The organism is Sphingobium sp., assembly GCF_032153725.1.
GTDB lineage: Bacteria > Pseudomonadota > Alphaproteobacteria > Sphingomonadales > Sphingomonadaceae > Sphingobium.
This window is the reverse complement of the sequence record NZ_JALDYQ010000064.1, coordinates 1-22,837: the sequence shown is the minus strand read 5'-3', so window position 1 is coordinate 22,837 and position 22,837 is coordinate 1. Positions and strand designations below refer to the sequence as shown.

Genomic DNA, 22,837 nt, shown 5'->3' with positions numbered 1-22,837 from the left:
ACATCGCCATTCAGGCTCGGCTCAATGCGAATCGGGCAAAAGGGCTTCAATCGATGGTGAATCCTCCCTGGAAGGACGAACCCGAGGGCAAAATACGAGGAGCAACGCCATGAAGACCAAATTCTTGATCAATCTGGGGGCGGCGCTGGCGATGGGCGCTGCCTCTCTGGCCGTCACCGCGACGCCGGCCATGGCCCGTGACGGCTGGGGCCGCCATTATGAGCGCGGCGATTATTATCGCGGGGACCGGGGCTATCGCGGCTATCGCGACGGTTATTACCGGGGCGACGGCTATTATCGCGGCGATGGCTATTATCGTGGTCATCGCGGCTATCGTGGTGGCTATCGCTGCCGGGATAGCGGTTCGGGCGGCACCATCATCGGCGCGATCGCCGGTGGCCTGCTGGGTAACGAGATCGGCAAGGGCAGCGGTCGCTATGGCCGTCGCGGCGACGGCACCACGGGCGCCATCATCGGCGCGGGCGTGGGTGCGCTGGCCGGGCGCGCGATCGACCGGGATTGCTGATCCGTCGCCTTTGCGGGATGGAAGAATGAGGGCCACTCCATTGGGGTGGCCCTTTTTTCATGTCGGCGTTCCTGACGCCAAAAGAAAGGCGATTATGCACTTTACAAACCCGGACTATTTCCGGGTTTCTTTGCACACGTTGACGCCGTCCAAATCGGCGCGCGGTTCGCACTTATACCCGCACTCATAATCGCCCGTGTCGGGATCAGGGAGCGTCCTTAGTCGGCCGATCGCCGCCTGCTGGCAAAGCTCGAAGGTTTTGAACCCGGCGATTTCCTCGTGCTTTGAGAGGTCATCGCGATCAGGATATACAAAGGCGTCCCACTGGTCGGGACGACTATCGCAGGCCGCTGTGGACAAGGCGAGTAGCGCCAGCGGCCATTTCACTCCGGTTTATCCGGCGCGGGCTTATGCTTCACCAGCTTTCCAAGCCTCTCCTTGAAATGCTGCGGATCATCGTCCGTCTCTAGCTCGCGGGCGGCTTCCTTGAACTTGTCGAGTTGGGTTTTACGTTCGTCTGTCATTCAGCCGAATATACCTCAGAACATTCAAGATGGCACTGGTAAGGGCGCTTACGCAAGGCGATCAAACTCAGGCTTCGGCTTCTCGTAGCCAAAATCCTCTGGATTCGGCTCCATCGAGCTTGCCGCTTCCGCCTCTTCTTCGTTTCCGGGCCAATCAGGTTCAGCAGGAATAGAGGCGGGGCTAGGTGCCTTACCGTTCGGTTTGAAGCTGCGGCCGGGATACCATTCCTTCAAACCCCATATGCCACGACCAACCTTTACAACATCGCCCACCTGATTGAACCGACGCGTCAAAACAGATCCGATGACATTAACCGGGTCTGACCCCGTGAGGATTAAGCCACCCGCTCGCAACTCACGCGAAATTTCTACATTGCCCATCGTCTTTTTGCGAAGAGCAAGCAGCTTCTTAGTAGCATCGACGATCGACATGCCCAAAAACATGCCAGAAGTCTCTTCAATAGCTACTTCCGCCGTTGCGCTAGGGACAGAAGACATGGGGAGGCTTACCCCAGAACTAGGTATTCCCCGGAACGCCTCTAGTCCTTTTATCATGTTATCTAAATGGTCGCGCTTCGCGCGCAGGTCCAACAGAACCGCCTCATACGGGTCTGTGTTGGGATTATCAGTGGTCATTTCTTGACAGCTCCCGGCCATAGGCCTAAAGAGGGAGCCGTCCCCGCGACGCGAAGTCAACGGGGACGGCGGTGGTCAGCATCGCCCTGACATCAGGGATCAACAGACCCCCTCAGGCTATCTCCTCACCGTCATCTTCTTCGCAACCTCCGCTAGTCTTGGCCCAGAAACCGGCTAGATGGACACTCAACACCGGGGACTCCAATTCCCCGGTGTTGTTGTATCTGAATGGTTTTCAGTCGTGACGCAAGCGGAATCTGTCACGGAAGACAGCGGCCTGATGGTTTTGCTTGTTTTGATGGTTGTTTACCCTTCGTTCGCCCAGAAATGCACGATTTCTGCCGAGTTTTCCGGTTAACAAATCGTTCGCTCAGTGATGCGTCTGGGGCGACTTCAAGCGCTCCGCAGCTTACGAAAGACTTTCCCATCTTCGGCTGACCGCTCTTGCAAGCGATTCGGGCGCTTCAGTGATCCAACCTGCTTGGGTGCCGATACCGAGGGGTGCTTTTCAGGCGTGGACGTCAGGCCTTGCGTAGGTCAGACGCTTGCCGACGATGCCCTTCAAGCTTTCAACTGCGCGCTGGCGGTCGCTCACGCCCAAGGCCACCCGATTGTTATAGCGGAACTCAAATTCAGCCAGATAGCGGTGCAGATGCTGCTCGCCGCAATGCTGATAGACGCCCTTCATCCCGCGCTTGAAGATGCTGAAATATCCTTCCACGGTGTTGCTGTGGATGGTGCGGTCGGCCAGATCGACGTACTGGCCTTTGCCGTGGCTGGTGGTGCCATGGCTGATGAAGTGATCCTTCATCGAACGGTAGCCGCTGTGTTCGTCGGTCATGACGCGGGTTTCGCGGGCGACGTTCTCCAGCACGATCGGCATGAGGGTTTCAGCCTTCACATCGTCAATGACCATCGTGCGGGCCTTACCTGTTTCACGATCCACCAGCGCCAGAACCTTCATCTTGTGGTGGAAAGCGCGCTTCTTCTCGACACCCTTCAACTTGCCGATGAAGGTTTCGTCCACTTCAACGATGCCGCCGTTACCGCCGAAAGGGGAGAGGTCGCCCGAACGCATAGCTTCACGGATACGGTGAGCAAGGAACCAAGCGCTCTTATACTGCACTTCCAGAACGCGGCTAAGCTGGTGGGCGCTGATGCCCTTCTTGCTGGAAACGATCAGGTGGACAGCCTGGAGCATCTTATAGAGCGGCATGCGGGCATGCTCGAAAACAGTGCCGACCTTGACGGTGAACTGCTTGCGACACTCGCCACACTTCTTGAGGCCGTGGCGGATTGCGCCTTCCGGGTTCTTCACGCTTTTGGAGCCACGAACGCCCGAAAGGTCATAGACGCGACCGCCTACGACGCCGCAATGCGGGCACGTTACACCGTCCGCCCAGATCACGCTTTCCAGATACTCGAAAGCCTTGGTTTCATCGTGAAAGTGAGGGGCGGACAGAACGGACATGACGGCTTAACTCCTTGCCATCATTCCTACAGTTTTAGCGTGGGTTTGTAAAGTGCATAATCGCCAAAAGAAAAGGGCCGCCCCGTTTCCGGCGCGGCCCCATCAGACAATTCCCTTAAGGGGGAATTACATCGCGTTCGCGGCAGTGTTGCTGGCGCTGTTGGCAGCGTTCGAAGCAGCGTTCGAAGCGTTGTCAGCGGCATTCATCGCGGCATTCATGGCATTGTCGGCAGCATTCGAAGCGTTCTCGGCTGCATTGGCCGAAGCGTTGGCGGCATTTTCCGCACCGCCCGAGCAGGCGGCCAGGCCGAGCGACGCGGCGAGAACGAGCGAAAGAGCAATCGACTTGGTCATGGGTTAAACCCCTCTCTGAGAATAAAAAACGGTGCAGACCACTCTCGGAGAAAAGTTCACCCCCCATTGCGTCTGCGCCGCGATTCGTAATGAATCGGAGGACTCATGGCAATCCCAATCATGCGTGAAGCCCGTGATTTGGGGCTATAGGGGGCTATGAGGGCTCCGTTGCGAACGGCCATTGACGCATATAAAGATTTCTTTATATGATCTTTCCATGAGCGCAGCACTCGACATTTTCCGGGCCTTGGGCGACCCGACGCGGCTGCGCATCATCTATCTTCTGCGCGCCATGGAACTGGCGGTCGGGGAGATCGCGCAGGTCGTCGGGCAAAGCCAGCCCCGCGTGTCGCGCCATGTCCGCATCCTTGCCGAAGCCGGTCTGGTCGAGCGGCGCAAGGAAGGCAACTGGGTTTTCCTGCGGATCGGCAAAAGACCGGAAATCGCGCCTTTCTGGACGCTGTTCGACCGGCTTGTCCCGTCCGAGAATGAGGATTTGTGGCAGAAGGCCGACCTCGCCCGGCTGGCGGCGGTGCGGGCGGACCGTGCGCAGGCGGCGGAAGGCTATTTTGCCGAACATGCCGAGCTATGGGATGCGATCCGCTCGCTCCATGTGCCGGAGGGTGATGTCGAACGGGCGATGACCGTTCTGATGGGAGCGGAGCCGATCGGGCATCTGCTCGACATCGGCACCGGCACCGGGCGGATGATCGAGCTGTTCGGCCCGTCGGCGGAACAGGTGACGGCGCTCGACCGCAGCCCGGATATGTTGCGGCTGGCCCGGGCCAAGCTGCCGGAGGATGCGGGCGACAAATATGCGCTGGTGCTGGGCGATTTCGGCGCGCTGCCGCTGGAGCCGGGCAGCGTCGACACGGTGGTGCTGCACCAGGTGCTGCATTATGCCCAGGCACCCGAGGCGGTGATAGCCGAGGCGGCGCGGGTCACGGCGGCGGGCGGGCGGGTGCTGATCGCCGATTTCGCGGCGCATGAACGGGAAGAGCTGCGGCTGCGCGACCAGCATGCGCGGTTGGGCTTTTCCGACGAGCAGATCGAAAGCTGGTTCGCGGAGGCGGGCCTGGAGCTGGAACGGGTGGAGGTGCTGCCCGGCCAGGAACTGACGGTGCAATTATGGCTGGGGCGGCGCCGGGGCGCGCGCGTCCTGCCAATCGAAGGACGACTTTCCGCATGACCTTGAGCTTCCCTTCCGTCGAAGAGGCCCGGCGGGCTTGGCAAGCGCCGCTTTATGCCGATCTGGCCGGCGACATTAATATGAGCTTCGAATTCTTCCCGCCCAAGACGGAAAAGATGGAGGAGCAGCTCTGGTCCGCGATCCAGACGCTGACGCCGCTGGCGCCGAAGTTCGTGTCGGTGACATATGGCGCTGGCGGGTCGACGCGGGAGCGGACGCACAACACCGTGGCGCGGATCGCGAAGGAAACGCCGCTGTCGGCGGCCGCGCATCTGACCTGCGTGGCGGCGAGCAAGGCCGAAATCGACGAGGTGGTGGACGCCTATTGGGAAGCGGGCGTGCGGCATATCGTCGCGCTGCGCGGCGATCCGCCGGAAATGGGCGCGAAGTTCGAACCGCATCCGGACGGTTACAAGGGCGCGGCGGAACTGGTCGAAGGCCTGGTGAAGCGCCATCCGTTCGAGATTTCCGTGGCCGCCTATCCCGAGACGCATCCCGATGCGCTGAGCGCGCGGGGCGACATCGATAATCTGAAACGCAAGCTGGATGCGGGCGCGACGCGGGCGATCACGCAATTCTTCTTCGAGCCTGACACCTTCTTCCGTTTCCGCGATACCGTCGCGGCGGCGGGGATCGATGCGGACATCATTCCGGGAATCATGCCGGTCAGCAACTTCGCGGCGGTCCAGCGCATGTCGGCCATGTGCAACACTGATGTGCCGGGCTGGATGGGCAAACTGTTCGAGGGGCTGGACGACCTGCCCGCCGCGCGGCAGCTGGTGTCCGCGACGCTGGCGGCGGAGCTGTGCCGCAAGCTCTATGCGGGCGGGGTGCGCGACTTTCATTTCTATACGCTCAACCGGGCGGAATTGAGCTATGCGATCTGTCATCTGCTTGGGTGCAGGCCTCAACTGGAGAAGACGGCATGACCGCCGAACAACGCTTCCGCGCCGTTGCGGCCGAGAAGATCATGATTTTCGACGGCGGCTACGGCACGTCGATCCAGAAACATGGGCTGACCGAGGCGGATTATCGCGGGTCGCTCGATCTCGCCAGGGACCAGAAGGGCAATAACGACCTGCTCTGCCTGACCCGGCCGGATATCGTCGAGGGCATTCACACCGCCTATCTCGATGCCGGGGCGGACATGATCGAGACGAACACCTTCTCCTCCACCAAGATCGCGATGGCCGATTATGGAGCCGAGCATCTGGTGCGGGAGATCAACATCGCCGCCGCGCAGATCGCGCGCAAGGCGTGCGAGGCGGCGACGGCCAAGGACGGGCGGCCGCGCTTCGTGGCGGGGTCGATCGGGCCGACGAACAAGACGCTGTCGATTTCGCCCGATGTGAACGATCCGGCCTATCGCGAGGTCGATTATGATACGCTGAAGGCCGATTATCGCGAGCAGTGCGATGCGCTGATCGAAGGCGGGGTGGACTTCCTGCTGGTCGAAACCTGCTTCGACACGCTCAATGCCAAGGCGGCGGGCATGGCCGCGCGGGAGGCCGAGGCGGCGGCGGGGCGGCCAGTGCCGTTGATGCTGAGTTTCACCATCACCGACATGTCGGGGCGTAACCTGTCCGGCCATACGATCAATGCCTTCTGGTATTCGCTGCGGCATCTGAAGCCGCTCACCATCGGGGTGAACTGCGCCTTTGGGGCGGATTTGCTGCGGCCTTATCTGAGCGAACTGGCGAAGAATGCCGATACGCTGATTTTGGCCTATCCCAATGCGGGGCTGCCCAATGAGCTGGGGCAATATGATGAACTGCCCGAGACGACGGCGAGCCTGATCCGACAGTGGGTGGATGAGGGGCTGGTCAATATGGTCGGCGGCTGCTGCGGCACGACGCCTGCGCATATCGGCGCGGTGGCCAAGGCGCTTGCCGGACACAAGCCGCGTCAGGTGCCGGAATTGCCGGTGGTGACGCGCTTGGCTGGGCTGGAACCGATGCACATCGCGGCATAAGATAGAAACGTCATCCCAGCGTTGAAATGAGGCACGTGACTCATTTCAACTGGGATCTCGTGCCTCCAGGGGCGCGCTTCAAATCAGGAGACTCCAGCTTTCGCTGGGGTGACGAGCAGATACAATGACCCAGACCACTTCCGATCTCTCTGGCGCCACTTTCGTCAATATCGGTGAGCGCACCAATGTCACCGGATCGGCCAAGTTCAAGAAGCTGATCATGGCGGGCGATTATGCCGCCGCCATCGATATCGCCCGCGATCAGGTGGAGAATGGCGCGCAGATCGTCGACGTCAACATGGACGAAGGGTTGCTCGACGCCGTGGAGGCGATGACGACCTTCCTCAAGCTCATGACGTCGGAGCCGGATATCAGCCGGGTGCCGGTGATGATCGACAGCTCCAAATGGGAAGTGATCGAGGCGGGGCTGAAATGCGTTTCGGGTAAGCCCGTGGTGAACTCGATCAGCATGAAGGAGGGCGAGGAAGCCTTTCTGCATCATGCGCGGCTCTGCATGGCCTATGGCGCGGCGGTGGTCGTCATGGCCTTTGACGAGACGGGGCAGGCGGACACGCAGGCGCGCAAGGTCGAGATTTGCGAGCGCGCCTACAAGCTGCTGATGACCATCGGCTTTCCGCCCGAGGACATCATCTTCGATCCCAATATCTTCGCGGTGGCGACGGGGATCGAGGAGCATAACAATTACGGCGTCGATTTCATCGAAGCCTGCCGCGAGATCAAGAAGCGCTGCCCGCATGTCCATATTTCGGGCGGGCTGTCGAACTTCTCCTTCTCCTTCCGCGGCAATGAGCCGGTGCGGCGGGCGATGCATTCGGTCTTCCTCTATCACGCCATTCCGGCGGGGCTGGACATGGCGATCGTCAATGCGGGGCAACTTGACGTCTATGACGCCATCGACCCGGCGCTGCGCAAGGCGTGCGAGGATGTGCTGCTGAACAGCGATCCCGAGGCGGGCGACCGGCTTGTCGCGCTGGCCGAGAGCTTCAAGGGCAAGGATGCGGCCTCGGAAAAGGCGGCGCAGGAATGGCGCGGCTGGCCGGTCGCCAAGCGGTTGGAGCATGCGCTGGTCAAGGGCATCGACATGTATGTGGTCGAGGATACGGAGGAAGCCCGCCTCGCCGCCGCCAAGCCCATCGAGGTGATCGAAGGCCCGCTGATGGACGGCATGAATGTCGTGGGCGACCTGTTCGGCGCGGGCAAGATGTTCCTGCCGCAGGTGGTGAAGTCGGCACGCGTCATGAAGAAGGCGGTGGCGCATCTGCTGCCCTTCATCGAGGCGGCGAAGGAACCGGGCGCCAAGGGCAAGGGCAAGATCATCATGGCGACGGTCAAGGGCGATGTGCATGATATCGGCAAGAATATCGTCGGCGTGGTGTTGCAATGTAACGGCTTTGAGGTGATCGACATGGGCGTGATGGTGCCGTGGCAGGACATCATCAAGGCCGCGAATGAGAATGACGCCGACATGATCGGGCTTTCGGGCCTCATCACCCCCTCGCTGGATGAGATGGTGACGGTCGCGGTCGAAATGCAGCGGGCGAACATGACCATGCCGCTGCTGATCGGCGGGGCGACCACTTCGCGGGTGCACACCGCGCTGCGCATCGATCCGGCCTTTGAGGGGCCGGTGGTGCATGTGCTGGACGCCAGCCGCGCGGTAGGGGTCGCGACGGCCCTGGTGTCGGAGACGCAAAAGTCCGATTTCGTCCGCAAGACCAAGGACGATTATGAGCATGTCCGCGTCGCCCGCGCCAATAAGGGGCAGAGCGCGCTGGTGAGCATCGAGGATGCCCGCGCCAATGGGTTCGAGATCGATGAGAGCCTGAAGCCCGGCAAGCCGCGCCTGCCCGGCGTCCATCGCTTCCCGGACTGGGATTTGAAGGACCTGCGCCACTATATCGACTGGACGCCCTTCTTCCGCGCCTGGGAACTGGCGGGCAATTATCCCGCGATCCTGGAGGATGAGGTGGTCGGGGAGAGCGCGACCAGCCTGTTCAACGATGCGCAGGCGATGCTGGACCGCATCATCAACGAGAAATGGCTGACGGCACGCGGCGTTTGCGGGCTGTGGCCCTGCCGCCGCGAGGGTGATGACATCATCGTCCATGTGGAGGATGAGAAGCATGTCACGCTGCCGATGCTGCGTCAGCAGATCGCCAAGCGGGAAGGGCGGGCGAATATGTGCCTGGCCGACTTCATCAGCCATGATGGCGACTGGATGGGCGGCTTTGCCGTGTCGATCCATGGCATCGAGCCGCATCTGGCGCGCTTCAAGAACGCGATCGATGACTATTCGGACATTCTTTTGAAGGCGCTGGCGGATCGTCTGGCGGAGGCCTTTGCCGAGCGTCTGCACCATTATGTCCGCACCGCGCTCTGGGGCTATGCCGAGGGCGAGCAGCTGACCAATGAGGCGCTGATCAAGGAGCAATATCGCGGCATCCGTCCGGCGCCGGGCTATCCGGCCTGTCCCGAGCATAGTTTGAAGCCGCTATTGTTCGACATGCTCGATGCGCATCATGCGACCGGGATCACGCTGACCGAGAGTTTTGCGATGCTGCCGACGGCGGCGGTCAGCGGCTTTTATTTCGGGCACCCGCAGGCGGAATATTTCGGCGTGGCGCGGGTGGGGCGCGACCAGCTGGAGGACTATGCCGGGCGGCGCGGCGTTGATCTGGAAACAGCGGAGCGCTGGCTGCGGCCCAATCTGGATTGAATGGCGCCCCCAAAGTATGACGCGCTCCTGCGCAGGCAGGAGCCCAGTCCAAAGGCAGGGGTAATTAACAAACGGCGGAACTGGGCTCCTGCCTGCGCAGGAGCACGTCGTTCTTCCATTCACACCATTGCTTTGGGCCGTTACCGCTCCTCGTGGTTCGCCACGATGGCTTTGGCCACGCCCTGCATCAGCTGCCAGCGTGTCGGGATCGGTTCGGTCGTGCTGCCGATCATCACCGCCACCGCATAGCTGGTGCCGTCCGGAGCGGTCATGATGCCGATGTCGTTGAAGCCGGTCGATCGCGCGCCCAGTTCCTGACCCGTGCCCGTCTTGTGGAGATAGCTCCAGCTATGCGGCACGCCGCCCTTGATCCGCTGCGGGCCGGTCTTGGCTTCCTCCATGATCGACATCAGCAGTTGCGAGGAAGCGGGCGAGAGCATGTCGTTCTGCTTCAGCTTGGCAAGCGCCTCCACGATGGAGGAGGGCGCCGCGCCATCGGGCGGGCTGGCGAGATAATTGTCCAGCGCCTTTTCGCGTACCGACATGGGCAGCCTGGCGCGGGCGGCGTAGAAATTGCGGCCGATCGAATAATCCTGCCGCCAGTCCAGGCCTGCGGTCGTCGATTGCAGCAGCCGCTCGCCAGGGCCGAAGCGGATATCCTTGATATAGCGGCGGGCGAGATAGCCGCGCACCGCTTCCGGCCCGCCGACGGCGCGCAGCAGCGTGTCGTTCGCTGTATTGTCGCTCTGCGTCATGGCACGGCGCATCAGGTCGGCGTAAGTGGTGGTCCAGCCCGTATTGCCGACCATCGCGGCGCTTGGCTGATGGAAAAGGGTGAGGTCCTTCTTCGTGATCGTCGTGCTGTCGCTGAGGCGGATCTTGCCCCGGTCGACGGCGTCGAGGAAGGTCATCGACACCCAGAGCTTTGACACGCTCTGTTGCGGGAAGAGGCTGTTGCCATTCCAGGCTACGGTCCAGTCGCTGCCGATGCGGCGGACGGCGATGCCCACCTTGCCATGGAAGCTCTGGCCGAGATTTCGCACGACGCTGACCAGCGCCGGGGGCGGCGTTTCGCGCTGATCGACGTTCAGGGCCTGAAAGGGTTTGGGCGGGTTGGCGACCGGCTTGATCGGATAGGTCGACGTGGTCGGCTGCGGGCGCTGCTGAACCGCGGCATAAGGCTGTTGTGGCGCGCTGACGCAGGCCGAAAGCGCCGCCATCAACAGGACAAGCCGCCCCGAGCCGCCGTTGCCCCTGCCATTTGGGCCGCCGCCATTCGGACGCCTGCCGCGCCCTCTATTGAAAATGGTCATCAAAATCCCCGCACTCTCCTTTCGCATTAGGGTTCAGATGCCCGCCGGGTGACAAGAATCATGCGACGAATGATTCCACAAACGGGATGTAAGGAGGCTGAACGGGGCTCGCCTTAACTCAGTTGAGGTTCAGGCGGAGCGCTGCAAAAGAGTGGGCATGAATCGAACGATGAACAGGCGCAGGATGATGCAAGGCGCGGCGGCTTTGCTGGCGAGTGGATTTCCGGCCCCGGCCGCCTGGGCGGCCCCCTTCGCCTCTCGCCGGATCGCGGTCAGCACGCGGGGCGCCGGGCGGGACGTGGTGCTGGTCCCCGGCCTCGCCAGCGGGCCGGGGCTGTGGAGCGGCGTGATCGGCGCCGTGCCGGGCTATCGCTGGCATCTGGTGCATGTTCGGGGCTTTGCCGGGCTGGCGGCCGATGCCAATGCGGCAGGGCCGGTGGTGCAGCCGGTGGCGGATGAGATCGCCCGCTATATCGGCGCGGCCGGGCTGGTTCGCCCGGTGATCGTCGGTCACAGCATGGGCGGCACGCTGGCGATGCTGTTGGGGCTGAAGGGGCTGGCGAGGCGGCTGATGGTGGTGGACATGTTGCCCGAAGGGGCGGCGATGGTCGGCGGCACGGCGAGCGGCATGGGCTTTCTGGCTGACCAACTGGGCGATTATTTCACCGGGACCAAGGCGGGTCGCGGCTATCTGGCGGAGATGCTGGCGCAGATGCCCGGCGCGCAGGGCAGCGATCCGGACGTCATCGCCAATGCGTTGCGCGACCTTGCCAATATCGATCTGGGGCCGCAACTGCCCCGCCTTACCGCGCCGATGGAGGTGGTCTATGCCGTGGGCAGCGACGCCGCGCAGGCCAATGCGATCACCCGCACCTTCCGCGCGGCCTATGCGCCCAAGCGGGATGTGAAGCTGCTGCCGATCGGGCCGAGCGGGCATATGGTCATGACTGACCAGCCGGGGCGCTTCAACGCGGCGCTCAGCGATTTTCTCAAAGCCATTTGACGCCGATCAAAGGCCGCCTGCGATCGCCGGCATGGGAGGAATGGGACGCAATCTTCCCGCGTCACTTTTCCCCTTATGGCGCAGCGATGGACTGCTGCGCCACTTTTTGTTCAGGGTGCAAGGACGGTATCGACCGCGTCCGGCAGCATGTCGGGAAAGTCGAGCGTGTAGTGCAGGCCCCGGCTTTCCTTGCGATGCAGCGCCGAGCGGACGACGAGGCGGGCGACCTCCAGCAGGTTGCGCAGCTCGATCAGGTCGGGCGTCACGCGGAAATGGCCGTAATATTCGTCCACTTCCTTCGCCAGCAGGTCGATGCGATGCTGGGCGCGCTCCAGCCGCTTGGTGGTGCGGACGATGCCCACATAGTCCCACATGAAGCGGCGGATTTCCTTCCAGTTATGCTGGACGATGACTTCCTCGTCCGAATTGGTGACGCGGCTTTCGTCCCATGGGCGGATCGGGGGCGGTGAAGGGAGGTCGTCCCAGTTCGCGCGGATATGCCTTGCCGCCGCCTCGCCGAAGACGAAGCATTCCAGCAGCGAGTTGGAGGCGAGGCGATTGGCGCCGTGCAGGCCGCTTTCGGTGACTTCGCCCGCGGCATAGAGGCCGGGCAGGTCGGTGCGGCCATCAAGGTCGATGACCACGCCGCCGCAGGTGTAATGCTGGGCGGGGACAACCGGGATCGGTTCTTTCGTGATGTCGATGTCGAGGTCCAGCAACCGCGCGTAGATGGTCGGGAAATGCTGGCGCACGAATTCCGGCGGCTTATGGCTGATGTCGAGATGGACATAGTCGAGGCCGAGGCGCTTGATCTCATGGTCGATGGCGCGGGCGACCACGTCGCGGGGCGCGAGTTCGGCGCGGTCGTCGAAACGGGGCATGAAACGCTCGCCGCCGCCGGGGACGCCGGGGGGCAGCTTCAGGTGCCCGCCTTCGCCGCGCACGGCTTCGGTGATGAGGAAATTCTTGACCTCCAGATTGTAGAGGCAGGTCGGGTGGAACTGGTTCATCTCCATATTGGAGACGCGGCAGCCCGCGCGCCAGGCCATGGCGATGCCGTCGCCAGTCGCGCCCCGTGGCGCGGTCGAGAAGAGATAGGTGCGCCCCGCGCCGCCGGTGCACAGGATCGTCGCGCGGCCGAGGATCGCGTCGACATGATCGGTCTGCTTGTTGAACGCGTAGACGCCCCAGACATGGCCGTCGCCCGAATATTTCTCGCCATGGCGGCTGGTGATGAGGTCGAGGGCGACCCGATCCTCCAGCAGGGTGATGTTGGGATTGGCGCGGGCGGCCTTCAGCAGCGCGACCTGCACGGCATGGCCGGTGGCGTCGTCGACATGGACGATGCGGCGGTGGCTGTGGCCGCCTTCGCGCGTGAGGTGCCAGCGTTCGCCAAATTCCTCTCCGCCGCCCTCACCGGCATTGAAGGGAACGCCCAGTTCCGCGAGGCGCTCGATCGCGGCGGGTGCTGCGGAGACGACGAACTCCACCGTGCTGCGATCGTTGAGGCCCGCGCCGGCGACCATGGTGTCGTCAATATGTGCCTCGAAACTGTCACCTGCGTCGAGTACCGCGGCAATGCCACCTTGCGCCCAGTTGGTGGACCCGCCGTCGAGCGCGCCCTTGGCCAGAACCACGACCTTGCGATCCTGCGCGAGGTTGATGGCGGCTGTCAGCCCCGCCGCGCCGGAGCCGATGATGACGACGTCATAGGTGGTGGTGGGCATCTTATACCTTACTCCCCTCCCGCTGGCGGGAGGGGCTGGGGGTGGGCTTGCGCAAGGGTTGCCCGAACGTGCGATACAACGCCTTCGAGATTTTCCATCACATCGGCATTTGAAAAGCGCAAGATTCGATAGCCCTGGGAACGGCAGTAATCGTCTCGGCGCGAGTCATATCCAACGCTGTAATCATGGCTTTCGCCATCCAGTTCAATGATGAGCTTCAGTTCACGGCACAGCAAGTCCGCGAAATAGGGGCCGACCGGCATTTGGCGGCTGAACTTGAAGCCGAGCTTTCGGTTGCGGAGTTGTTGCCACAACAGCCGTTCGGATGTTGGAGCGGCGTTGCGCAGTTTTTTTGCGCGAGGAGTGTCGCGTGATCTGAAAGGTTGCGCCAGCCCACCCCCTAGCCCCCTCCCGCCCGCGGGAGGGGGAATAGCTTCCCATTCTTTCACGCCGCTGCGGTGAGGTTGAGGAAGACGTCCTCCAGATCGGGGTCGCGTGTCACCACGTCCACGATGGAGAGGCCGCTGGCCTGCACCGCGCTCAGCACCTGCCCGGCATTGGCTCGGTTCTTCATATAGGTGATGGTCAACGTGCGCTCGTCCGACAGCTCGATCTTCTCGAAGCTGGGGTCGGCGGGCGGCGTCACAATGTCGCGGTCGACCGTGACCTGCACCACTTTTTCCTGCGCCATGGCGATCAGTTCGCGGGTCGGCTTGTCGGTGATGACCTTGCCATGGTTGATGATGCCGATGCGGTCGCACAGTTCCTCGGCTTCTTCGAGATAATGCGTGGTCAGGACGATGGTGACGCCCTGCCGGTTCAGCTCCCGCACATAGGCCCAGAGTTGCTGGCGAAGCTGCACGTCGACGCCGGCGGTCGGTTCGTCCAGCACCAGGATCGGCGGCGAATGCACCATCGCCTTCGCCACCAGCAGGCGGCGCTTCATCCCGCCCGACAGGGTGCGGGCATAGGCACTGGCCTTGTCCTCCAGATGCACGGCGCGCAGCAATTCCATCGAGCGGCGGCGGTCCTGGGGCACGCCATAATAGCCCGCCTGATTCTCCAGCGTCTCGAACGGCGTGAAGAAGGGATCGAAGACGATCTCCTGCGGCACGATGCCGATGCTGTTCTTGGCGTTGCGGGGGTTCTGGTCGATGTCGAAGCCCCAGATCCTTGCGCTGCCGCTGGTCTTGTTCACAAGGCCTGCGAGGATGTTGATCGTGGTCGACTTGCCCGCGCCATTGGGGCCGAGCAGGCCGTAGATCTGCCCGCGTGGTATGCTGAGGCTGATATTGTCGAGCGCGCGCTTGCCGCCCTTATAGACTTTGGTGAGGTTGGTGATCTCGATGGCGGCTTGGAGGGCGGGGGAGGTGTCGGTCATGGCTGCCTATTTGGTGCGGAGGGGCAGAAAGAAAAGAGCAACGTGTTCCTGCGAAGGCAGGAACCCAGTCCTGCCGTTTGATCTGGGCTCCTGCTTTCGCAGGAGCACGTTGCGCTGTAAAGGCGATGCGGCTTTAAAACGCGTCGGCGGCGTCCAGCAGGGCGGTGAGCTTGCGCGGCGCGACTTCGCGCCAGCTTCGATGCAGCCTTTCGCTGATCTGGTCCCAGTCCGTGTCGCCAAGGTCGAGGCGGATGCCGACCCAGCCGTCCCCGAAATAGGCCGGACGGTAATAGCGGGCCGGGTCGCTTTCGATCAGCATCGCCTGTTCTTCGGGCGCGGTCGTCTTGACCAGGATGGCGATGATGCCGTCGCCATGATGATCCTGCGTGAAATAGGCGAATTTCCTGCCCTTCTCGATGCCGAAGCAGGGCATGCCGTGGGAGGTCACCTCATCCGCCTGCGGCAAGGCGAGGGCGCGTTCGCGGACCTTGTTCAGCAGCCATTCGGGCTGACGTTCGCGGGTGACGAAGTCCGCGAGGGTGCGGCTGTAGAGCTGATGTTCCGCGATCAGGATGCGCGCGGCGAGGCTGTCGGCGGTGTCGCCGGGCAGGATCGCCACTTGCGTCTGGCCCAGCACCGGGCCGTCGTCCAGTTCGGCGGTGACGATGTGGACCGAGCAGCCCGCGTGGGAATCGCCCGCTTCGAGCGCCTTTTGATGGGTGTCGAGGCCCTTATATTTGGGGAGCAGGCTGGGGTGGATGTTGAGCATCCGGCTTTCCCATCCCGCAACGAACTCCGGCGAGAGCAGGCGCATATAACCGGCCAGCGCGACATAGTCGGCGCCTGCCTTGCGCAGTTCCGCGTCGATAATGGCGTCGAATTCGGCGCGCTTCAGGCCCTTGTGGCTCTGGCCGAAGGTCGGCACGCCCTCTGCGGCGGCGTGGGCGAGGCCGGGGGCCTGCGGATCGTTGGCGGCGACCAGCACGATCTCATAGGGGCAGGACGGATGCTTGGCGGCGTACAGCAACGCCGCCATGTTCGAGCCGCGCCCGGAAATCAGAACGCCAACCTTGGCTTTTTGCATTGGGAGTCCCCTTGGTGGTTCAGCCCAGATGCGTCGCGGTCCAGTCGGCCTTGGCGCTCCATGTTTCCTGGGAGCCCTTGACCGTGCAGCCCTTCTCGCCCGCTTCGACCACGCCGACGCGGACCACGGTTTCGCCAGCCGCTTCCAGTTCGACGGTCACGGCGTCCACCACATCCGCATCCACCGCCAGCACCATGCCGACGCCGCAGTTGAAGGTGCGGGCCATTTCCTCCGGCTCGATATGGCCCTGCGCCTGAAGGAACGCCATCAGGCGCGGCTGTTCCCAGCCGTCGGCGTCGACCACGGCATGGCAGCCATCGGGCAGCACGCGCGGGATATTCTCCAGCAGGCCGCCGCCGGTGATATGGGCGAGCGCGTTGATCCTGCCGCCGCGCACCAACGGCAGCAGCGACTTCACATAGATGCGCGTCGGCGCCATCAGCGCGTCGATCAGCAGCACCTCATTGTCGAAGATCGCTGGGCGGTCGAGCTTCCAGCCCTTGTCGGCGGCGAGGCGGCGGACCAGCGAGAAGCCGTTACTGTGCACGCCCGAGGAGGTGAGGCCGAGCAGCACGTCGCCCGGCTTCACCCTGTTGCCGGTCAGCGCCTTGCTGCGCTCCACCGCGCCGACGCAGAAACCGGCAAGGTCATAGTCGCCCGGCCCATACATGCCCGGCATTTCGGCGGTTTCGCCGCCGATCAGCGCGCAGCCGGCCTGCTTGCAGCCTTCCGCAATGCCCGCGATCACGCGTTCGGCGACGCCGCTCTCCAGCTTGCCGGTGGCATAATAATCGAGGAAGAAGAGCGGCTCGGCGCCCTGCACGATCAGGTCGTTGGCGCACATGGCGACCAGGTCGATGCCGACGCCGTCATGGGCGTTGTGGTCGATGGCGAGCTTCAGCTTGGTGCCGACGCCGTCATTGGCCGCGACCAGCAGCGGGTCGTCATAACCGGCGGCCTTCAAATCGAAGAAACCGCCGAAGCCGCCCAGTTCGGCATCGGCGCCGGGGCGGCGGGTGGCCTTGGCAAGCGGGGCGATGGCGCGGACCAGCGCATTGCCCGCGGCGATATCGACGCCAGCCTTGGCGTAGCTGTAGGATTCGGTGTCGCTCATGGCTGGCCACTAGAACAAGTGAGCAGAAAACGGAACGGGAAATGGGTTGCCGCTTGGCAGGGCAGGCAAATCCCGTCAAAAGGGCGCGCGTGAACCTGCCTTCTGTCCTGCGCGGCCTGACTATCCGGCCAGCGAATCTGTCCCGCGTGTCTTGGCACGTCCTATCGCGACCGTTCCAGATTCTGGGCGCGATCGCGCTCGGCCTGGCCGCTGCGGCCCTGTTCGCGCAGATGGAGGGGGAGCGCGGCGTGCCGCCGATCGCCAGCGGCGGCGATTTTCAGGTCAGCCATGTGAAGGTCGACGTCTTCGCCAAGGATGCCGACAGCGCGCGCAAGGCGGGCTGGCGTCTGGCGCAGCGGCGGGCGTGGCAGATGCTCTGGACGCGGACCCATGGCGGGACTGGCGTGCCGTCGCTGTCCGATTCGCAGCTGGAAGGCATGATTTCGGGCATAGAGATCGAATATGAGCAGGCGGGGCCGAACCGCTTTGTCGCCACTTTGGGGGTGATGTTCGACCGCGCGCGGACCGGGCAATTGCTGGGCGTGACCGGCAGCAATGTCGTGCATTCGCCGCCGCTGCTGGTGATCCCGGTGCTATGGGATGGCGGTTCGGCCGTGTCCTATGAGCGCATCAATGAGTGGCAGAAGGCCTGGGCGCGGTTCCGCACCGGCGACAGCGCCATCGATTATGTGCGCGTGGCGGGGTCGATCGCTGACCCGGTCCTGCTCAATGCCGGGCAGATCGGGCGGCGCGGGCGGCTGTGGTGGCGGGTGCTGCTGGATCAATATGGCGCGGCCGATGTGGTGATTCCGATCGCGCGTCTGGATCGGCAATATCCGGGCGGTCCGGTGACCGGCACGTTCACCGCGCGCTATGGGCCGGACAACAGCCTGATCGGCAGCTTTTCGTTGCGCGCGTCCAATGACAGCGCGATTCCGCAGATGCTGGATCAGGCGACGCAGCGGATCGACCAGCTATACACCCAGGCGCTCAATGACGGGCGGCTGCGGCCCGATCCGTCGCTGATCATCGAGGAACCGGTGGACCCGGATGCGCTGGCCATTGAAAATGCCGCCGATGTGCCGGTCGAAACGCTCGACATGCCGACGGCGGCGGCGACCATCGGCAGCTTTGCGATCCAGTTCGACACGCCCGATGTCGGATCGGTGGCGCAGGGCGAGGCGGCGGTGCGGTCCATTGCGGGCGTTCGTTCGGCGGCGACCAGCAGCCTGGCGCTGGGCGGCACGTCGGTCATGCAGGTGAGCTTCGCCGGCACGATCGATGGCTTGCGGGCGGCGCTGGCGGCGAAGGGCTATGGCGTGGCGGTGTCCGGCAATACGCTGCGAATTCGGCGGGCAGGCTCGGCAGGACAGGGCGCGACGGGAGCTGCCCCGGCGCAATGAGACAGATCAGCCTGCCGTTCGACCGGCCGGATCGGGCAAGCGGCGACGACTTTCTGGTCAGCGAGGCCAATCGCATCGCCGTTCGCCATCTGGAAAACTGGCGGAACTGGCCGCTGGCGGTCAGCGTGCTGAGCGGGCCGCCCTTGTCGGGCCGTTCGACGCTGGGACGCCATTTCGCCGCGCTGAGCGGCGGGTCGGTGATCGACGACGCACGGGGGCAGGACGAACAGAGCCTGTTCAACGCCTGGAACGAGGCGCAGACGGCGCGGCGGCCCCTGCTGATGATCGGGGACCGGCCGCCGGCGCAATGGCCGGTGGCTTTGCCCGATCTGCGATCCCGGCTTGCCGCCGCGCCGCATGTCGCGCTGGAACAGCCGGATGAGGCGCTCGCCCATGCGCTGATTGAGCGGTCGCTGGCCTCAGCCGGGGCGAGCTATGCGGCGGACTTGCCCGAATGGCTGTTGCGGCGGATCGAGCGCAGCTATGCCGTGATCGCGGCGGTCACGCGCCTGCTGGATGAGGCGGCACTGTCATCCGGACGTAAGATTTCCGTCGCTATGGCAAAAGAGGCTCTGCAAGGGGCCGGATTTTTGCCTATAATCCCTGACTGAACCCTCAGTCCGACCGATGAGAGACATGTGGCCGAAGCCGATCCCTCCGCCAGCCTGACCCTGCCCAGCGACCGCTATTTCAATCGGGAGCTGTCCTGGCTGGCCTTCAACCAGCGCGTGCTGGAGGAGGCGATGAACCGGGCGCATCCCCTGCTGGAGCGGCTGCGTTTCCTGTCGATTTCGGGCGCCAATCTGGATGAGTTCTTCTCCGTGCGCGTCGCGGGGCTGAAGGGCCAGCAGTTGCAGGATGTCGACATGCGATCGGCCGACGGGCTGACGCCGGTGCAGCAACTTGCGGCGATCACTGAGGAAACGGCACGGCTGATGGGTGCGCAGCAGAAGGTCTGGGGCGCGCTGCATGGCGAGCTGGCGCGGGTGGGGATAGAGGTGATCGGACCGTCGAGCGCTCTGGACCCTTCCTGCGAGAATTGGCTGCGCGAGCATTTTCTGGGCCAGGTCTTCCCCATATTGACGCCGCAGGCGCTCGATCCGGCGCATCCCTTCCCGTTCATTCCCAATCAGGGCTTGTCGATCGTCTTCGATCTGGAGCGGCTGTCGGACGGGGAATCGATTCGCGAACTGGTGATGATCCCGTCATCCCTGGCCCGCTTCGTGCGGATGCCGGGGGATATGGCGCGCTATATGGCGCTGGAGGCGGTGGTCCGGCGCTTTTCCGCCGATCTCTTTCCCGGATACCGGGTGCGCAACAGTGGCGTGTTCCGCATCATCCGCGACAGCGATATCGAGATCGAGGAAGAAGCCGAAGACCTCGTCCGCTATTTCCGCAGCGCCATCAAGCGCCGCCGCCGGGGCCGCGTGATCCGCATGGAGATAGAGGAGCGCATCCCCGAGCCGGTCGAGGAGATGTTGCAGGACATGCTCCAGGGCCATGAGGCGATCATCGCGGAGGTCGAGGGTTTCGTAGGCATAGGCGACCTGTCGGGCGTCGTGGATGAAGACCGACCCGACCTGAAGTTCGAGCCTTATGCGCCGCGCTTTCCGGAGCGCATCCGGGAATATGGCGGGGATTGCTTCGCGGCGATCCGGGCGAAGGATATCGTCGTCCACCATCCCTATGAGGCGTTCGACGTCGTCGTCTCCTTCCTGAAGCAGGCGGCTTCCGACCCCGATGTGGTGGCGATCAAGCAGACGCTCTACCGCGCGGGCAAACAGTCCGCGATCATCCGCGCGCTGATCGACGCGGCGGAGGCGGGCAAGTCCGTCACCGCCGTGGTGGAGCTGAAGGCCCGTTTCGACGAGGAACAGAACCTCATGTGGGCCGACGCGCTGGAGCGGGCGGGCGTGCAGGTCGTCTACGGCTTCATCGACTGGAAGACCCATGCCAAGGTGTCGATGGTGGTGCGCCGGGAAGGGGGGGCGTTCCGCACCTACTGCCATTTCGGGACCGGCAATTATCACCCGGTCACCGCGCGCATCTACACCGACCTCAGCTTCTTCACCGCGGACCCCAGCTATGGGCGGGACGCGGCGGCGCTGTTCAATTACATCACCGGCTATGTCGAGCCGCAGCGGCTGGAAAAGCTGGTCATGTCCCCGCGCGACCTGCGCAATCGCCTGTGCGAGCTGATCGACATGGAGATCGAGCATGCCCGCGCCGGGCGGCCGGGCACCATCTGGGCGAAGATGAACTCGCTGGTCGATCCGGCGATCATGGAAAAACTCTATGCCGCCAGCAATGCCGGGGTGCAGATCGACCTGATCGTGCGCGGCATATGCTGCCTGCGGCCGGGCGTGCCGGGCATGTCGGAAAATATCCGGGTGAAATCGGTCGTCGGCCGCTTTCTGGAACATAGCCGCATCACCGTGTTCGGCAATGGCAAGGCGTTGCCGAACAATGGCGCGAAGGTCTATATCAGCTCGGCCGACTGGATGCCGCGCAATTTCGACCGGCGCGTGGAGTTTCTGGCGCCGGTGGAAAATCCGACGGTGCACGACCAGATATTGGATCAGGTGATGGTGGCCAATCTGATCGACACCGAACAGAGCTGGGAGCTGGACAGCGATGGCCAATATCATCGTGTCGAGGCGATCGACCGGCCGTTCAACCTGCATCGCTATTTCATGACCAACCCGTCGCTGTCGGGCCGGGGCGCCGCGCTGGACAGCGAGGCGGTGCCGACCCTGCGCCTGCGCGGGCGGGCCTGAGGCCCATGAATTCCATGTTGAGCCAGGTCCGGGCGCTTGCCCCCGCCATGGCAACGTCGCCGCAACAGGCGAAGGCGCGCACCGCGATCATCGACATCGGCTCCAACAGCGTGCGTCTGGTGGTGTATGACGGGCCGCGCCGCATTCCCTTCATCCTGTTCAATGAGAAGGTGATGGCGGGGCTGGGCGCGTCGCTGGGCAGGACCGGGCGGATCGAGCCGGAGGCCATGGATCGCGGCCTGCGCGCGGTCAGCCGTTTCGCGCATCTCTGCCGCGAAATGGACGTGCAGGAGGCGCGCTGCGTTGCCACCGCTGCCGTGCGGGACGCTGAAAATGGCGACGAGTTCATTCAGCGCGCGCGGGCCATGGGGCTGACCGTCGAGTTGCTGACCGGCGGGCAGGAGGCGATTGCGGCGGCGCACGGCGTGCTGTCGGGCATTCCCGGCGCCGATGGCATTGTCGGCGATCTGGGCGGCGGCAGTCTGGAGCTGGCGCGGGTGCAGGGCGGCGCGGTGCATGAGACGATTTCGCTTCCCCTGGGCGTGTTGCGCCTGCCGCAGATTCGGGCCAAGGGCCCGGGCGCGCTGGAGCGGCTGGTCAAGAAGATGCTGGTCAAGGCGGGCTGGAACGCGCCCGAAGGCCTGCCCTTCTACATGGTCGGCGGGTCGTGGCGCGCGTTGGCGCGGTTCGACATGGAACTCACGCATTTCCCTCTGCCGGTCGTGCACCAATATGAAATGCCCGCCGGACGCGCGGAACAGCTGACGCGCATCGTGTCGCATGTCGACAAGGCGCGCTTCAAGGATATTCCGCAGATCACCGGATCGCGCGTGCCGACCTTGCCGGATGCGGCCGCGCTGCTGTCGGTGGTGGTGCGGCAGCTGAAGTCGAGCCGGCTGGTGGTGTCGGCCTATGGCCTGCGCGAAGGGCTTTTGTTCGGCGATCTGCCGTCGGAGATTCAGGCGCACGACCCGCTGCTGATCGCAGCGGAGGCGGAAGGAGAGGCGCAGGGGCGCTTCGCCGGTCATGGCGACATGATCGAGCGCTGGATCGCGCCGCTGTTTCTGGAGGACGGCAGCGCCTGGCGGCGGATTCGCCGGGCGGCCTGTCTGCTGGCGGATGTGGGCTGGCGCGCCAATCCGGATTTCCGGTCGGAACGCGGGGTGGAGATCGCGCTGCACAGCAATTGGGTCGGCATTACGGCGGCGGAGCGGGCGATGCTGGCTCAGGCGTTGCACAGCAATTTCGGCGGGGGCGTGATGCCGCCGCCGGGCATCGAGCAGCTGGCCTCGCCCGAGGCTCTTCAACGCGCGACGCTGTGGGGGCTGGCGATCAGGCTGGGCCAGCGGCTGTCCGGCGGGGTGGAAGGGCCTTTGCTCGCGTCGCGGCTGGAGATGGAGGGCAATGTCCTCGAACTGCGGCTGCGGGGCGAGGATGCCGATCTGTTCGGTGAGGCGGTCGAGCGGCGGCAGCGGCAATTGGCGCAGGCCATGGGGGTGAAATACCGGCTGGCCTGGTGAGGATTTGAGTGGCGGTTTTGGGTGGATTCCTGCCATTCCCCCTCCCGCAGGCGGGAGGGGGCTAGGGGGTGGGCTGGCGCGGCATTGGCGGCGATTTGCAACGGGT

Annotated in this window: 21 protein-coding genes; 10 read left to right on the top strand and 11 right to left on the bottom strand. The window is 63.8% G+C overall.

From position 1 onward, the window contains the following. Positions 1-109: 109 nt before the first annotated feature. A complete protein-coding gene (locus RUH75_RS18095) occupies positions 110-526 on the top strand; it encodes a glycine zipper 2TM domain-containing protein (RefSeq protein WP_313808557.1) in 417 nt (138 codons plus the stop codon). Positions 527-640: 114 nt separating this feature from the next. On the opposite strand, the gene RUH75_RS18090 is transcribed toward RUH75_RS18095, so the two are convergent. The 5 genes from RUH75_RS18090 to RUH75_RS18070 all read right to left on the bottom strand — a co-directional run bounded on the left by RUH75_RS18090 (position 641) and on the right by RUH75_RS18070 (position 3,511). Then, the gene (locus RUH75_RS18090; RefSeq protein ID WP_313808556.1) at positions 641-913 is read right to left on the bottom strand and encodes a hypothetical protein; all 273 of its coding nucleotides are present in this window, start codon (positions 911-913) and stop codon (positions 641-643) included. Next, entirely contained in the window at positions 910-1,050 is a 141-nt protein-coding gene (locus RUH75_RS18085) for a hypothetical protein (RefSeq protein WP_313808555.1), read from the bottom strand. Before RUH75_RS18085 ends, RUH75_RS18090 begins: the two co-directional genes overlap by 4 nt. Positions 1,051-1,098: 48 nt before the next feature. Next, positions 1,099-1,686 carry a winged helix-turn-helix domain-containing protein gene (locus RUH75_RS18080; protein WP_313808554.1) on the bottom strand — a complete coding sequence of 196 codons (588 nt, stop codon included), beginning with the start codon at positions 1,684-1,686 and terminating at the stop codon, positions 1,099-1,101. A gap of 508 nt (positions 1,687-2,194) precedes the next feature. Then, positions 2,195-3,157 carry an IS1595 family transposase gene (locus RUH75_RS18075; RefSeq protein ID WP_313808553.1) on the bottom strand — a complete coding sequence of 321 codons (963 nt, stop codon included), beginning with the start codon at positions 3,155-3,157 and terminating at the stop codon, positions 2,195-2,197. Positions 3,158-3,283: 126 nt separating this feature from the next. Continuing rightward, the gene (locus RUH75_RS18070) at positions 3,284-3,511 is read right to left on the bottom strand and encodes a circumsporozoite protein (RefSeq protein ID WP_313808552.1); all 228 of its coding nucleotides are present in this window, start codon (positions 3,509-3,511) and stop codon (positions 3,284-3,286) included. Between the two features lie 217 nt (positions 3,512-3,728). Here RUH75_RS18070 and RUH75_RS18065 point away from each other — a divergent pair, with 217 nt between their 5' ends. The 4 genes from RUH75_RS18065 to metH all read left to right on the top strand — a co-directional run bounded on the left by RUH75_RS18065 (position 3,729) and on the right by metH (position 9,409). Continuing rightward, a complete protein-coding gene (locus RUH75_RS18065; protein ID WP_313808551.1) occupies positions 3,729-4,700 on the top strand; it encodes a metalloregulator ArsR/SmtB family transcription factor in 972 nt (323 codons plus the stop codon). Next, entirely contained in the window at positions 4,697-5,629 is a 933-nt protein-coding gene (metF, locus tag RUH75_RS18060; protein ID WP_313808550.1) for a methylenetetrahydrofolate reductase, read from the top strand. The genes RUH75_RS18065 and metF overlap by 4 nt, the downstream gene beginning before the upstream one ends. Continuing rightward, positions 5,626-6,672, top strand: a complete 1,047-nt coding sequence (locus RUH75_RS18055; protein WP_313808549.1) for a homocysteine S-methyltransferase family protein — start codon at positions 5,626-5,628, stop codon at positions 6,670-6,672. The genes metF and RUH75_RS18055 overlap by 4 nt, the downstream gene beginning before the upstream one ends. Before the next feature lie 124 nt (positions 6,673-6,796). Further along, positions 6,797-9,409 carry a methionine synthase gene (gene metH / locus RUH75_RS18050; RefSeq protein WP_313808548.1) on the top strand — a complete coding sequence of 871 codons (2,613 nt, stop codon included), beginning with the start codon at positions 6,797-6,799 and terminating at the stop codon, positions 9,407-9,409. A gap of 140 nt (positions 9,410-9,549) precedes the next feature. Here metH and RUH75_RS18045 read toward each other — a convergent pair whose 3' ends face one another. Next, on the bottom strand, positions 9,550-10,629 hold the full coding sequence (locus RUH75_RS18045) for a serine hydrolase (RefSeq protein ID WP_313808547.1): 1,080 nt from the start codon (positions 10,627-10,629) through the stop codon (positions 9,550-9,552). A 250-nt stretch (positions 10,630-10,879) separates the two neighbouring features. Between RUH75_RS18045 and RUH75_RS18040 the strand changes: the two genes are divergently transcribed. After that, complete coding sequence (locus tag RUH75_RS18040; RefSeq protein ID WP_313808546.1) at positions 10,880-11,725, top strand: alpha/beta hydrolase; 846 nt, start codon at positions 10,880-10,882, stop codon at positions 11,723-11,725. Between the two features lie 110 nt (positions 11,726-11,835). On the opposite strand, the gene nadB is transcribed toward RUH75_RS18040, so the two are convergent. The 5 genes from nadB to purM all read right to left on the bottom strand — a co-directional run bounded on the left by nadB (position 11,836) and on the right by purM (position 17,031). After that, positions 11,836-13,452, bottom strand: a complete 1,617-nt coding sequence (gene nadB / locus RUH75_RS18035; RefSeq protein WP_313808545.1) for an L-aspartate oxidase — start codon at positions 13,450-13,452, stop codon at positions 11,836-11,838. An 8-nt stretch (positions 13,453-13,460) separates the two neighbouring features. Continuing rightward, positions 13,461-13,901, bottom strand: coding sequence for an endonuclease domain-containing protein (locus RUH75_RS18030; RefSeq protein ID WP_313808544.1), 441 nt, complete (start codon positions 13,899-13,901; stop codon positions 13,461-13,463). After that, complete coding sequence (locus tag RUH75_RS18025; RefSeq protein ID WP_313808543.1) at positions 13,898-14,833, bottom strand: ABC transporter ATP-binding protein; 936 nt, start codon at positions 14,831-14,833, stop codon at positions 13,898-13,900. Before RUH75_RS18025 ends, RUH75_RS18030 begins: the two co-directional genes overlap by 4 nt. 133 nt (positions 14,834-14,966) lie before the next feature. Then, complete coding sequence (gene purN, locus RUH75_RS18020) at positions 14,967-15,917, bottom strand: phosphoribosylglycinamide formyltransferase (RefSeq protein WP_313808542.1); 951 nt, start codon at positions 15,915-15,917, stop codon at positions 14,967-14,969. Between the two features lie 19 nt (positions 15,918-15,936). Further along, positions 15,937-17,031: a phosphoribosylformylglycinamidine cyclo-ligase gene (gene purM / locus RUH75_RS18015; RefSeq protein ID WP_313808541.1), complete on the bottom strand. Its 1,095-nt coding sequence runs from the start codon at positions 17,029-17,031 to the stop codon at positions 15,937-15,939. Positions 17,032-17,072: 41 nt separating this feature from the next. Between purM and RUH75_RS18010 the strand changes: the two genes are divergently transcribed. Genes RUH75_RS18010 through RUH75_RS17995 form a run of 4 tightly spaced genes read left to right on the top strand, consistent with a single transcriptional unit; the run spans position 17,073 to position 22,731 of the window. After that, positions 17,073-18,434, top strand: a complete 1,362-nt coding sequence (locus RUH75_RS18010) for a heavy-metal-associated domain-containing protein (RefSeq protein WP_409592394.1) — start codon at positions 17,073-17,075, stop codon at positions 18,432-18,434. Beyond that, positions 18,431-19,045: a chromosomal replication initiator DnaA gene (locus RUH75_RS18005; protein ID WP_313808539.1), complete on the top strand. Its 615-nt coding sequence runs from the start codon at positions 18,431-18,433 to the stop codon at positions 19,043-19,045. Before RUH75_RS18010 ends, RUH75_RS18005 begins: the two co-directional genes overlap by 4 nt. 27 nt (positions 19,046-19,072) lie before the next feature. Further along, positions 19,073-21,211 (top strand): RNA degradosome polyphosphate kinase, encoded by a 2,139-nt coding sequence (locus RUH75_RS18000; protein WP_313808538.1) that lies wholly within the window; start codon positions 19,073-19,075, stop codon positions 21,209-21,211. Positions 21,212-21,216: 5 nt separating this feature from the next. Continuing rightward, positions 21,217-22,731 carry a Ppx/GppA family phosphatase gene (locus RUH75_RS17995; protein ID WP_313808537.1) on the top strand — a complete coding sequence of 505 codons (1,515 nt, stop codon included), beginning with the start codon at positions 21,217-21,219 and terminating at the stop codon, positions 22,729-22,731. The last annotated feature ends 106 nt before the right edge of the window (positions 22,732-22,837 follow it).